Raw genomic sequence first — 13,978 nt, forward strand, 5'->3', positions numbered from 1 at the left:
AAACCTTAAAATTTCAGGTAAATCAAGAAAATGCCAGGAACGGTGAAACACAGAGCAACAAACCGGTGACGATAATCAGGTACAGAGAGGCACCTTTGTATTTGTGCAATGCCGGTACTTTGTAAACCAGCCACGCCGGGATCAGGCACCCCACCATGCCGAAAATCGGGCTACAGATAGAGGTGAAGCTCAACACCGGCGCGTTCAGTACGATGGCGCTCCAGGCCAGTAAAATAGCGAAAATCATGATGCCGCGCTGGACGAGATTTTCGTTAATCTTCTCGGCTGGTATCTTGCGGCGCAGGATGTTCATTACTATCCCTTGCGTGGCTTCGCGAAAGCCTAAATAGACGCCAAAGAACGCGGTCATTACGGCAAAGATATTGAGAATGACGCTGACCACTTTTACCCATGCTGCGCCATCACCGCTAATAAACTGCGCGGCAATCGCCAGGGCAGAAATATTCTGCTCATAGGCTTTTACCGCTTCGTCATGTCCCATCGCCAGGGTGAACGACACGGCATAGAAAAAGACAGTGACGAACAAAATGCCAAATGCAATGTTCATTGCCCGTAGCGCTTTATGTCGCGCCACTTCAATCGATTTTTCCCGCGAGCGATAGGAAATCACCATCGGGCTTAAAGTCTGAATAAACAGGATTGAGGTCAGAGTAAACGGCAGCGTAATAATCGCGTTTTTCACCAGCAGCCCCAGCGGCGGCAGCGAACCCACGTTATACAGATGCCACATTCCGACCATCGACACGCCTAATGCCGCGACTACCAACAGTTTGGTCAGCACCATGCCGGTTGAAATTTTGAATAACAGTTTCTCGCCGCGTGAGGAGATCGCCACCAGAATACAAATCAGTACCAGTCCATAAAACGGATTGTCTGACAGCACGCTTTCGGTCACGCCAAAAGTATGCAGATAGGAGGCACTATCGTTGGTGATGGCGGTGGAATAGACGAACATCCAGATCACCAGCATCACGAAATAAAGTGCACCTAACAGGATGCCCCAGTTTTTGCCTAAATAGCCACTGATGACGCTCGGATAATCTTTACACTCCGGCGATTCGGCCAGCGTATTAATAAACAACCGCTGAAACAGATACATTGCCGGGTAACCAATCACTGATGAGAGCAAAAATACCCACAATCCCATCAAACCGACCTGCACCGGGAGAAAAACAATCCCCGCGCCAATCGCCATCCCAATACTCATAATCACCCAACCGGTGTCGGTACTGTCGAATTTGATTGCTTCACGCCACTCACTTTCGCTCATTCCAGCACGACCCGCCGGGGTCGAAGCGTCTGCAATAACGCCTTTATTCGATGCAATTTCCATAATTTCTCGCTCAATATTTTGTAGGGCTTATTATTTTTTTCCGAGCCGCATCAAGGCGATATGCGGTCTACGTTTTTGCAGGCGAGTTATTAGAATAAAGAAATGATACGCGTGAGGTCAGAGAAAATCTTCACAATCAAGACTTTGAAATAACGGTGATGGATAATAATTTTCTACCAAATCGATAAATAGGAAATGGTTATTCTCTATTTGCGGCAGATCACAATAAAAAAGGGTGCACATTTTGTGCACCCAAGGATGAAAGCTGACAACAATGTCAGCCGCAGACCACTTTAATAGCCAGTCCTCCGCGTGAAGTTTCGCGGTATTTATCGTTCATATCTTTGCCAGTCTCATACATCGTCTCGATCACTTTATCGAGCGAAACACGTGGTGCAGAGGTACGCTGCATCGCCATCCGCGCTGCGTTCACCGCTTTCACGGCATTAATCGCATTCCGCTCAATACACGGAATTTGCACCTGCCCGGCTACCGGATCGCAGGTCAGCCCAAGGTTATGCTCCATGGCGATTTCCGCCGCATTACACACCTGAGCCGGGCTACCGCCCAGCAGTTCGGTTAGCCCTGCCGCTGCCATCGAACAGGCCACGCCAATTTCCCCCTGACACCCCACTTCCGCACCGGAAATGGAGGCATTCATTTTATATAGCGCGCCGATAGCACCAGCCGCCAGTAGAAAACGAGCGATAGAGCGCTCATTGAGCGGACGGCGGAATTTATCGTAATAGGCCAGCACCGCCGGAATAATACCGCAAGCGCCGTTAGTGGGTGCCGTCACTACACGTCCACCAGCGGCGTTTTCTTCACTGACCGCCAGAGCAAACATATTGATCCAGTCGATCACATTCATTGGATCGTTAGAGATATTGTCACTAGAAAGCAGCAAGCGGCGCAGCGCCACCGACCGGCGTGGGACATTGAGCGGGCCAGGCAATACGCCTTCGGTGTTCATGCCGCGTTCAATACCGTCAGACATCACCTGCCAGATACGCGCAAAACCAGCGTCAATTTCCGCTTTGCTGCGCAACGCCAGTTCGTTTTGCATCATCAGACCAGAAATAGACAGCCCATTGTAATCACACATTTTCAGCAGTTCGCCTGCCGAATGGAAGTCATAAGGTACTGGCATTTCGACATCATGCGTCAGGCCGAAGTGTTCGTCTTCAACAATAAAACCGCCGCCGACAGAATAATAGGTTTTGCTTAAGAGTTCTTTCTGCCCTTTCCAGGCAGTAATCCGCATTCCGTTCTCATGACGCGGCAACATTTCCGGATGAAAAATAATGTTTTTTGCTACAGGAAAATCAACCACATGTGCGCCTGCCGCCACCGGGAGTCGACTACTGCGCGTCACAAGTTCAATAAATGCAGGGATCTCATCAATAACAACATCCTGCGGACTGTTCCCTGCCAGTCCCATGATGATAGCGATATCCGTGGCATGGCCTTTGCCCGTCAGTGACAACGACCCGTAAAGATCGACCACAATGTGGCTCGTTGCGGTTAATAAACCACTACTTACCAGCCGATCGATAAAACTTTTTCCAGCATTCATTGGCCCCACGGTATGCGAACTGGAGGGACCAATACCAATTTTGAAAATATCGAATGCACTAATCATAACCACACTCTCGGATTGCCACTCTGTGAAGAGGAGTGGGACGACTCTGCGGCCGCCCCACTCCGGGCTTTACACGCTACGTACTGCGATAGCTTCGATTTCCAGCTTCACATCTTTCGGCAAACGCGCGACCTGCACGCAGCTACGGGTCGGGTAGGTCGCCTGATGCTCATCAAAGAACTGCTTATAGACTTCATTGATGGTGGCGAAGTCGTTCAGATCGGTGATAAATACCGTCATCTTGACGATATCGCCCACGGACAAACCGGCAGCGACAACAATCTCTTTGACGTTTTGCAGGCTTAAACGTGCCTGATCTTTCACATCAGCCGGGATCTCGCCGCTCTGCGGGCAAACCGGAATTTGCCCGGAAGTGAAGACCATGCTGCCTAAATCCACACCCTGAACATAAGGGCCGATTGCACCCGGGGCACGTTGCGTTTCGATAATTTTTTTCATACATCCTCCGGCGTCAGAGCGCCTGGGTAAAGGTACGTGAAATCACATCCTGTTGCTGTTCACGGGTCAGCGCGTTGAAGCGCACAGCGTAGCCAGAGACACGGATTGTCAGGTTAGGGTATTTTTCCGGGTGCTCGATGGCATCCAACAACATTTCCCGGTTCATAACGTTGACGTTGAGATGTTGACCGCCTTCGATATCCGCTTCGTGGTGGAAATAGCCATCCAGCAGACCGACAAGGTTGGTTTTGCGTACCGGATCTTCTTTGCCCAACGCCGCAGGGACAATTGAGAAGGTGTACGAAATACCGTCTTTGGCGTAGGTGAACGGCAGTTTCGCCACAGAGGTCAGCGAAGCCACGGCCCCTTTGCGGTCACGACCGTGCATCGGGTTAGCGCCAGGGGCAAACGGAGTACCCGCACGACGACCGTCCGGCGTGTTACCGGTCTTCTGTCCATACACGACGTTTGAGGTGATCGTCAGAATCGACTGGGTCGGCACGGCGTTACGATAGGTTGGTAGCGCTTTAATTTTCTTCATAAAGCGTTCAACCAGGTCGCAGGCAATACTGTCTACGCGCCCGTCGTTGTTGCCGTACTGCGGATATTCACCGTCAATTTCGAAGTCCACCGCCAGACCGTTTTCGTCACGAATCGGTTTCACGCGAGCATATTTAATTGCGGACAAGGAGTCCGTCGCCACCGACAAGCCAGCAATCCCGCATGCCATCGTGCGATAAACATCACGATCGTGCAGTGCCATCAGCGAGGCTTCGTAGCTGTACTTGTCATGCATGTAGTGGATGAGGTTCAGCGCGCTGATGTACTGCACCGCCAGCCAGTCCATGAAGTGGTCGAGGTTATCCATCACTTTGTCGTAGTCCAGCACGTCGTCCATCAGCGGAGCCATTTTCGGGCCCACCTGAATCTTCAGCTTCTCGTCCATCCCGCCGTTGATTGCATACAGCAATGTTTTCGCCAGGTTAGCGCGTGCGCCGAAGAACTGCATCTGCTTACCAATCACCATTGGGCTGACGCAGCAGGCAATCGCGTAATCATCGCTGTTGAAGTCAGTGCGCATCAGATCGTCGTTTTCATACTGCAAGGAAGAGGTGACGATAGACACTTGCGCCGCATATTTTTTGAAGGCAATCGGCAGCGCCTCCGACCACAGAATAGTCAGGTTAGGTTCCGGTGCTGGCCCCATAGTGTGCAGGGTATGCAGATAACGGAAGGAGTTTTTGGTCACCAGTGTGCGGCCATCCAGCCCCATCCCGCCGATCACTTCCGTAGCCCAGATTGGATCGCCGGAGAACAGCGAATCAAATTCTGGTGTACGCAAGAAGCGCACCATGCGGATCTTCATAATGAAGTGGTCGATCAGTTCCTGCGCCTGCTGCTCATTGAGCACACCGGCTTTAAAGTCGCGTTCAATGTAGATATCGAGGAACGACGCGGTACGACCAAGAGACATCGCACCACCGTTTTGCGATTTCACCGCCGCCAGGTAGGCGAAATAGAGCCATTGCACCGCTTCCTGCGCATTTTGCGCCGGACGGGAAATGTCAAAGCCATATTTCGCTGCCATTTCCTGAATCTGTAACAGCGCACGACGATGTTCTGCCAGTTCTTCACGCAGACGGATAGTGGCTTCCAGATCTTCGCCTTTTTCCAGACGAGACTGAAGATCGGCAAATTGCAGTTCGCGTTCACGCACCAGATAGCTGATGCCGTACAACGCCACGCGGCGATAGTCTCCGATAATACGTCCGCGACCATAACCGTCCGGCAAACCGGTCAGTACCCCAGATTTACGGCAGCGCAGCATATCCGGTGAATAAACATCAAATACACCCTGGTTATGGGTTTTACGCAGATCGGTAAAGATGTACTCAAATTCGCTGTCCATTTCACGGCCATACGCGTGGAATGAACTTTTAATCATATTAATGCCACCGAACGGATGCAGCGCGCGTTTTAACGGCGCATCCGTTTGCAGACCCACTATTTTTTCCAGCGGCTGATCAATATATCCCGCATCATGAGCGGTAATGGTGGTGGCAATATTGGTATCGAAATCTAACGGCGCGTGAGTCGCGTTTTCGATACGAATGCCCTCCATTACTTTTTCCCACAACGCCGTGGTTGCAGGCGTTGCTTCGGCAAGGAAAGATTCATCCCCTTCATAAGGTGTATAGTTGTGTTGAATAAAATCGCGGACATTAATTTCGTTTTTCCAGTCCGTACCTTTAAAGCCAAGCCATGCGTCGGCGTACAGCTTATCGCTGGTATCGATATCTACCTTCATGAAAAATAATCTCTCTACAATACTTCAACTAAATTATGCAAATTCTGCGGGGGCGTTTACTTTGCCTAAATGAATCGCATCTAAGGCAATCATTTTTTCTTCGTTGGTCGGAATAACGGCGCAAATTACGCTCGCATTTTCACTGGAAATAATTCGTTCACCGTAAGAGTTAGATCGATTATTCATTTCTGTATCAATCTCTACTCCTAATACAGCTAAATGTTCCATAACCAAACGACGAATTAAACTTGAGTTCTCCCCTATTCCACCGGTGAATATAATTCCATCCAGGCGATGTAATGAGGCAGCGTGTCCGGCAATATGGCGGGCAATTCGGTGAACAAAGGTTTTAATTGCCAGTTGTGCACGCTCATGGCCTTCATGCCAGGCTTTTTCCAGTACGCGCAAGTCGGAAGAAAGACCGGAAATACCTAATAATCCCGACTCTTTATTTACCACGCGTTCCAGGTCGCCCAGGCTCTGGTTGGTTTGACTCGCCACCCAGGACATCGCACCGAAGTCAACATCACCACTGCGCGTGCCCATCATCAACCCTTCCAGCGGCGTCATTCCCATTGAGGTATCCACGCTCTGACCATTGCGAACTGCACAGATAGATGCACCATTGCCAAGATGCGCGACCACCAGACCGGAGTCATCTTCCGCCAGATCCAGCAGCGAATAGGCGCGCTGAGAAACGTAGCGGTGCGAGGTTCCGTGGAAGCCATAACGACGCACGCCAAGCTCTTCGTAATATTTCCACGGCAGGCCATATAAATAAGCCTCTGGAGCCATTGTCTGATGGAAGCTGGTATCAAATACCGCCACCTGAGTTACACCTGGAAATAATTGCTGTGCCGATTCAATACCACTTAAATTGGCGTAATTATGCAGCGGCGCAAGCGGGGAAACACGGCGGATATTATCAATGACCTCATCGGTAATAATGGCGGACTCGGTAAAAATACTGCCGCCGTGGGCGATACGGTGGCCAATTAAGGCCACTCTGTCATTTAAATTCCGTTTTTCCAGTTCAAATGCAATTGCCTTCAATGCACCTTCGTAGCTGTGGTGAGCCAGCGGTGCTGGCTCTCCTCCATTTACGGATAAGAATGCATTTTCCGAGTTAATACCATCGGCAATACCTGACATTAATACTTCACAGTCTGAGGTATCCAGCACAGAAAACTTAATTGAAGACGAACCACAGTTAATAACTAAAACAACCGGATATTCATTCATCTCTTTTCTCATCCTGAGTTACAGATTAAAACAGTTTGTATACGATGTTCAGGATGGTCAGCAGACCAATCACGGTGACAAACACGTTATCCAGACGACCACGGTATTTCGCCAGAGACGGCGCTTTACGAATGGCGTACATCGGCAACAGGCACAGCAGTGAGGCAATAATCGGCGCACCCATCGCTTCAATCAGGTCCAGAATGTTCGGGTTGGCGTAGGCGACAACCCAGGTAGAGCCCATGATGAAGATCATGCTGATAGTATTCAGTTTACCCAGCGACACTTTGGTTTTGTCACCTTTATAACCGAACTTCAGAATCAGACCGTTCAGACCTTCCAGCGTCCCCAAATAGTGACCGAAGAAAGATTTGAAGATAGCCACCAGTGCGATGATGGAAGCCGCATATTCCAGCGTAATAGCGAACGTCGTTTTGGTGCCGGTCATGGACGCAAAGTGGTTAGCCAGATAAGAAAGTACCGGAATATTCTGCGCTTTCGCTTCCGCCATATTCGCCGGAGAAAGTGTAAACAGGCAGCTAAAGGCGAAGAACATCACTACCGCAACCATCAACATGCTGGCACGAGAGATAATTTGTGAACATTTACGCTCGGTGAAGTCGCGTCCAAAATCTTTCTCATACTCTTCACGTTTAGAAACCACGAAGGAAGAGACGATTGGCGAGAAGTTAAAGGAGAAGACCATAATGGAAATCCCCAACCAGACGGTGATCAGAATGCCATCATGACCCGTTAACGACAGCGCACCGAGATCAACTTGATCGATAACCGCAGAGTTCCAGTAAGGGATCAGCGACAGAGAAATCAGCACCAGGCTGGCGATAAACGGCCATACTAGGTAGCTCATTACTTTAACCATCAGATCCTTACCAAACCAGATGACGAAGGCCATCAACAGCAGCAGGAACAACGCCACAAAGCCGCGATTCAGTGGCGCAAAGCCGAGCTGGTTTTCCCAGAAAGTCATAAAGGTGTTGGTAATGGTAACGCCATAAATCCACAGCAGTGGGCAAATCGCGAAGAAATACAGGAAAGTAATGACCACGCCGCCGGTTTTACCAAAATGCTCTTCCACCGTTTCCGTAATGTTGCCGGAAGGGTTAGAGCCGGAAAGGCACAGACGCGCCAGCGCCCGGTGACAATAAAACGCGATTGGGTATGCCAATACCAACATCAGCAGAATCGGAATTAGTCCGCCAAAACCTGCGCGGATAGGGAAGAACAGCACCCCGGCGCCGATTGCCGTGCCAAACAAACCTAACGTCCATGTGGTATCTGATTTACGCCATGACGATTGTTTTGTCTGGCTGGATACAATGCTATCTGAAGTACTCATATCCTATCCTCAACGAATTAATTAAGCGCCAACGAAACCGGTGATTTGAGAGACGCGGGAAAGATCGATATTACCGCCGGAAATAATACTGACGGTTTTTCTGTTTTGAATATATTGGTCTAATTTACCGCTTAATAATGCAGCACATGCCAGAGCGCCCGCGCCTTCGGTGACGACTTTATTGCGCTGAATTAAGGCAATCATACTGTTTCTGATTTCGTCTTCGCTAACCAGCACGATATCATCGACTAATTCACGAACGATTTCGTAAGTTAAATTACCCGGGCGAGCGACATCACAACCATCCGCCAGGGTGCCGGTAGTTCGGTGCGTGGTTATTTCTCCCGAGTGGAAAGAAGCCGCCATACCGTGAACGTTTTCTGACTGCACACCAATAACACGGATAGTTGGGTTAATAGATTTAATCGCCACTGCAATACCGGCAATTAAACCACCACCGCCAATTGGTACAATTACGTTATCGACATCATAGAGATCTTCCATAATTTCCAGACCAATCGTTCCCTGGCCGGCAATGACTTTCGGATCATCATAAGGGGGAATAAAGATGCGACCTTCCGTTTCGACAATTTCACTTACTTTGGCGATGGTATCGTTGAAGTTATCGCCATGCAGTACGACTTCAGCGGAGTAGTCACACGTTGCCGCAACTTTGGATTTTGGCGCACCTTTCGGCATCACGACTTTACCATCAATCCCCAGCATCGCACAGGAAAGCGAAACCCCTTGTGCATGGTTGCCCGCCGAACAGGCCACTACCCCCTTGCGTTTCTCGGCATCGGTTAAGGAGCTTAATTTATTAAATGCACCTCGAATTTTAAATGAACCAGTACGCTGCATGTTTTCAAACTTCAGGAATATTTCACCTTTGCAACGTTCACTAAAGTAGTTAGAGCGAGGCATGCCTGTTTTATAAATTCGCCCAGCCAGACGTTGTTTTGCTTCAATAATGTCATCAATAGCAACCGGCAGATCGTATGTAATATGCATTATAAAACCTCTTCGCCTGAATTAAATTTGTAGGTAACCGTAACCAACACCTGTAAAAATACAGGTGGATTATTCATGTTTAAATAAAAAACAAATAACTAACCAACTTCTATTAATTGCCTTCGTCGACACCCATTATAAGATGAATACTCTTTAGCTAACTCCACCAAAACTGATGCTGCTTTTTTGATACGATAATTTTTTGACCATACTGCGGCATATCGTGCCACCGGCAACGTTTCCTCAACCGGAATAGTAATAAATTGATTAGAACCAAAAGGTGAAGTCATATCGCAGGGAATAACGGTTAAGAAATCAGCATTGAGAACAAGATTATAAATGGTGACGACCGAGTCGGTTTTAACGATGTTTTCAATACTGATGCCATTTCTTTGTAGCGTGGTGAGTAGCTCGCTGTAGTATCCCATATTCGTTTGTGGCAACACCCACTGTTCGTTCTTCAAAGACTCCAGCGTGGTGGTGCCGGTGCATGTTCGGGACTTACCGGCAACCAGCACGAATTCTGATTCGAACAGCGGCTCAACATGCAAATCCTGAAGCTTCATTTCTGCACTTAACGTACCTATCGCAAAATCCAGGCGCCCATCGCGGATAGCCGGTAAGAACGAAGACAGTTGCGCTTCATACATTGAGACCTGCGCTTTCGGGAACACCTCTTTGAATTTGTTGATCATCCCGGACATAAAGGTAAAGCCAATCAGCGATGGAAAACCAAATGAGACTTCCACTACAGCCTCAGTGGACATACCGCTAATCTCATTAACCATATTTTTCATTTCGCGGGTAATGGATTCGGAACGAGAGAGCAACAATTGACCAGCAGGCGTCAGCGTTACGCCGGTATTTTTCCGAACGACTAATTCAACGCCAAAATAATCTTCAATATCGTTAATGATTTTACTTACCGCTGGTTGAGTTAACCCTAATTCTTTTGCAGCCGATCCAATAGAGCCACTTCTGATGACTTCCTGAAAGACTACCAGGTGTTGCGTTTTAGGAAGAAGAATAGTGCTCATAACAACCTGCGTTAATTACCTCATTGACGGAATGAATTGTATCAAAATGGAATGAACAGGATATGTGCGACCACTCACAAATTAACTTTCAATAGTTTTCCAGGTAAATCCTTAAAGCGATATATCCATTTAATATCAATGAGTTAGACAATAAAAATCAACACAAAGCCTGACTTTTATCAAAAAAACAAGGGGGGATAACCATATTTTATGGCGATAACAACACGCTTGATTTTTCTTATTAGAAAATGCGCTTAGACGATATTTCAATCAATTACCGTGTATTTCGCAGACGAATTTTAAGTTAAATTTAATGAGCAAGTTATCAAATTTTATTATAAACAAATCGTTTTCATAGATAAATAATGCGGCACATCACATTTTTTTGCGCCATTTGTTGAAGATGAAACATTGATTATAGCAAAAGCTTAAAACCTAACAAACATATATTAAACAAACAAAACAATTTATTAACGTCATTTTTCCTCTCAATGGCAGGACGTCATTTTGTGAACGCAATCGTTTCCCATGATTTATTCTTGTTTTACGGTTACCGAATAGCATTTTGTGTTGAGGATCACAAAACTAATAATTGCTATTCGAAGTAAGTTATCAGCATAGACCACAGGATGGCTAAAAAGAGTGTTTATATTAAACCAACAGGCCGCGTTCTTTTGGGTATAGCGTCGTGGACAGTCATTCATCTTCCCGCCCGCCCCAAAAAGAAAAAACCCGCCAGCTTGCACTGACGGGCTTTGTTAAATCAGGTGAAACTGACCGATAAGCCGCGTTCTTTTGGGTATAGCGTCGTGGACAGTCATTCATCTTCCTGCCCGCCCCAAAAAGCAAAAACCCGCCAGCTTGCACTGACGGGCTTTGTTAAATCAGGTGAAACTGACCGATAAGCCGCGTTCTTTTGGGTATAGCGTCGTGGACAGTCATTCATCTTCCCGCCCTCCCAAAAAAGCAAAAACCCGCCAGCTTGCACTGACGGGCTTTGTTAAATCAGGTGAAACTGACCGATAAGCCGGGTTCTGTCGTGGACAGTCATTCATCTAGGCCAGCAATCGCTCACTGGCTCAAGCAGCCTACCCGGGTTCAGTACGGGCCGTACCTTATGAACCCCTATTTGGCCTTGCTCCGGGTGGAGTTTACCGTGCCACGGACTGTTACCAGCCGCGCGGTGCGCTCTTACCGCACCCTTTCACCCTTACCTGATCCCACTTGCGTGGGCCATCGGCGGTTTGCTCTCTGTTGCACTGGTCGTGGGTTTCCCCCCCAGGCGTTACCTGGCACCCTGCCCTATGGAGCCCGGACTTTCCTCCCCTCCGCCCGTCTCCCCCGAAGAGGACGACGACGAAGCGGCGACTGTCTGGTCAGCTTCGGCGCGAAGTATAGAGGGTTTGCACGCCCTTGTCACCCCGCACTGCGCATTCCAATCGCCAGTGTGGCGGCGATATTGCGTGAAGCGCGGTAAATATTGTCATAAGCCCCGCTGAAAGCTTCATCCAGGGTAACAATGCTGTTCAACACGCTGAATACGGCATCGATGCCGTGCTGATGCACAACGCCGACATCCTTCGTCAGACTCCCTGCAATACCAATTACCGGTTTATGATATTTCTTCGCGACATTCGCTACGCCAATCGGTACTTTGCCGTGGATACTCTGGCTATCAATGCGCCCTTCTCCGGTGATCACCAACGTACAATCGTGAATATGTTCTTCCAGATTCAACGCCGTAGTCACAATCTCAATGCCGCTCTTTAGCTCTGCACCAAGAAACGCCATTAGCGCCGCCCCCATACCGCCCGCAGCACCAGATCCGGGGACGTCTTTCACATCAACATACAGCGATTTTTTGATGACATCAGCATAGTGAGAGAGATTCTTGTCCAGCTCAACAATCGTGGCTTCATTAGCCCCTTTCTGCGGGCCAAAGATACGTGACGCGCCGCTGTCGCCTACCAGCGGATTGGTGACATCGCAGGCGACGCGAATCGTACAATCCTTTAAGCGTGGATCAAGGCCAGAGATATCAATGGTATTCAGGGTATTGAGGCTGCCGCCGCCAAAGCCGATTTCATTACCACTGGCATCGCTTAACTTCGCTCCCAGCGCCTGCACCATTCCCGCGCCGCCATCATTGGTAGCACTGCCGCCAATGCCGATAATAATAGTGGTTGCGCCGCTCTCCAGCGCCTGCAAGATTAACTCACCCGTACCACGAGAAGTGGTCACCAACGGATCACGCTTTTCCGCTGGAACCAACGCCAGCCCACTGGCCGCCGCCATTTCAATAAACGCGGTTTTACCGTCGCCAGAGATCCCCCAACAGGCATTCACCTTCTCACCCAGCGGCCCCGTAACCCAGGCTTGACGTTCGGCCCCCTGAGTGGCAGCAATCATCGCTTCCACCGTTCCTTCACCGCCATCAGCAACGGGAACAGAAACATAGTGTGCATCAGGAAAAATTTCCCGAAATCCCTTTTCTATCGCCTGCGCAACCTCGCTGGCAGATAAACTTTCTTTGTAAGAGTCTGGGGCGATTACGATTTTCATATCTTTGCCTGTTACCACATGACGCCGGAGGGCGTTTCTCTTATTCGGCCTGGCTCCCAGCCCGGATTGCACCACGCCATCCGGGCACGAAGTCACTCGCGAGTGACTTCGACTTTCGCCAGTTTTTCGTAGTAGCACGCCAGAGCGCTGTGGTCTGCTGTTCCCAGCCCATCGGCACGCAGCGCCTGCATCATCTCCATGACCACTGCGGTCAGCGGCAATTGCGCACCAACGTCATGGGAGGTATCCAGCGCATTTGCCAGATCCTTAATATGCAGATCGATACGGAAGCCCGGCTTGAAATTCCTGTCCATCACCATCGGCGCTTTTGCATCGAGTACAGTACTTCCCGCCAGCCCACCACGAATCGCCTGATAAACCAGATCAGGATTAACGCCCGCTTTGGTTGCCAGCGTTAACGCTTCTGACATCGCCGCAATATTCAGCGCTACAATGACCTGGTTTGCCAGTTTGGTGACGTTGCCTGCACCGATTTCTCCGGTATATACAACGGATCCCGCCATCGCTTTCATCAAGTCATAGTATTTGTCGAAAATAGCTTTGTCGCCACCCACCATCACTGACAGGGTGCCATCGATGGCTTTCGGTTCACCGCCGCTCACCGGGGCGTCCAGCATATCAATACCTTTCGCTTTCAGTGCTTCGCTGATTTCACGGCTTGCCAGCGGAGCGATTGAACTCATATCGATTAATACCGTCCCTGGTTTTGCACCTTCAATGATGCCATTTTCCCCCAGCGCCACCTCTTTCACGTGCGGAGAGTTTGGCAGCATGGTAATGATGACATCGCACTGTTCAGCGATGGCTTTAGCCGTAGACGCGGTTTCTGCGCCTGCGGTAATCACGTCAGCGATAGCTTCTGGATTACGGTCAGAAACCACCAGCGAGTAACCTGCTTTCAGAAGGTTTTTACTCATTGGTTTACCCATAATACCCAGGCCAATAAAACCAACTTTCATAGTCATATCAATTATCTCTCTTGTTG

10 protein-coding genes and 1 other RNA gene are annotated in these 13,978 nt (G+C 49.1%); all 11 read right to left on the reverse strand.

Translation table 11 applies throughout. From position 1 onward, the window contains the following. Positions 1–22: 22 nt before the first annotated feature. The 11 genes from A9587_RS06975 to garR all read right to left on the reverse strand — a co-directional run bounded on the left by A9587_RS06975 (position 23) and on the right by garR (position 13,958). On the reverse strand, positions 23–1,354 hold the full coding sequence (locus tag A9587_RS06975) for an amino acid permease (protein ID WP_000401606.1): 1,332 nt from the start codon (positions 1,352–1,354) through the stop codon (positions 23–25). A 277-nt stretch (positions 1,355–1,631) separates the two neighbouring features. Then, positions 1,632–2,996, reverse strand: coding sequence for an L-serine ammonia-lyase (tdcG, locus tag A9587_RS06985; RefSeq protein WP_000622150.1), 1,365 nt, complete (start codon positions 2,994–2,996; stop codon positions 1,632–1,634). Positions 2,997–3,065: 69 nt separating this feature from the next. After that, on the reverse strand, positions 3,066–3,455 hold the full coding sequence (locus A9587_RS06990; protein WP_000719985.1) for an enamine/imine deaminase: 390 nt from the start codon (positions 3,453–3,455) through the stop codon (positions 3,066–3,068). A gap of 13 nt (positions 3,456–3,468) precedes the next feature. Continuing rightward, positions 3,469–5,763 (reverse strand): 2-ketobutyrate formate-lyase/pyruvate formate-lyase, encoded by a 2,295-nt coding sequence (tdcE, locus tag A9587_RS06995; protein ID WP_105263756.1) that lies wholly within the window; start codon positions 5,761–5,763, stop codon positions 3,469–3,471. A 33-nt stretch (positions 5,764–5,796) separates the two neighbouring features. Continuing rightward, on the reverse strand, positions 5,797–7,005 hold the full coding sequence (gene tdcD / locus A9587_RS07000) for a propionate kinase (protein WP_010379154.1): 1,209 nt from the start codon (positions 7,003–7,005) through the stop codon (positions 5,797–5,799). A 25-nt stretch (positions 7,006–7,030) separates the two neighbouring features. Continuing rightward, positions 7,031–8,362 (reverse strand): threonine/serine transporter TdcC, encoded by a 1,332-nt coding sequence (gene tdcC / locus A9587_RS07005; protein ID WP_000107717.1) that lies wholly within the window; start codon positions 8,360–8,362, stop codon positions 7,031–7,033. 21 nt (positions 8,363–8,383) lie between these two features. Continuing rightward, entirely contained in the window at positions 8,384–9,373 is a 990-nt protein-coding gene (gene tdcB / locus A9587_RS07010) for a bifunctional threonine ammonia-lyase/L-serine ammonia-lyase TdcB (protein ID WP_000548354.1), read from the reverse strand. 98 nt (positions 9,374–9,471) lie between these two features. Further along, positions 9,472–10,410 carry a transcriptional regulator TdcA gene (gene tdcA / locus A9587_RS07015; protein WP_000104220.1) on the reverse strand — a complete coding sequence of 313 codons (939 nt, stop codon included), beginning with the start codon at positions 10,408–10,410 and terminating at the stop codon, positions 9,472–9,474. A gap of 1,007 nt (positions 10,411–11,417) precedes the next feature. Next, an RNA gene (rnpB, locus tag A9587_RS07025) (RNase P RNA component class A) lies at positions 11,418–11,794 on the reverse strand. 32 nt (positions 11,795–11,826) lie between these two features. Further along, entirely contained in the window at positions 11,827–12,972 is a 1,146-nt protein-coding gene (gene garK / locus A9587_RS07030; RefSeq protein WP_105224984.1) for a glycerate 2-kinase, read from the reverse strand. A 92-nt stretch (positions 12,973–13,064) separates the two neighbouring features. Then, entirely contained in the window at positions 13,065–13,958 is an 894-nt protein-coding gene (garR, locus tag A9587_RS07035) for a 2-hydroxy-3-oxopropionate reductase (protein WP_000178109.1), read from the reverse strand. Positions 13,959–13,978: the final 20 nt, after the last annotated feature.

This window comes from Escherichia sp. MOD1-EC6162 (assembly GCF_002965125.1).
Lineage (GTDB): Bacteria > Pseudomonadota > Gammaproteobacteria > Enterobacterales > Enterobacteriaceae > Escherichia > Escherichia marmotae.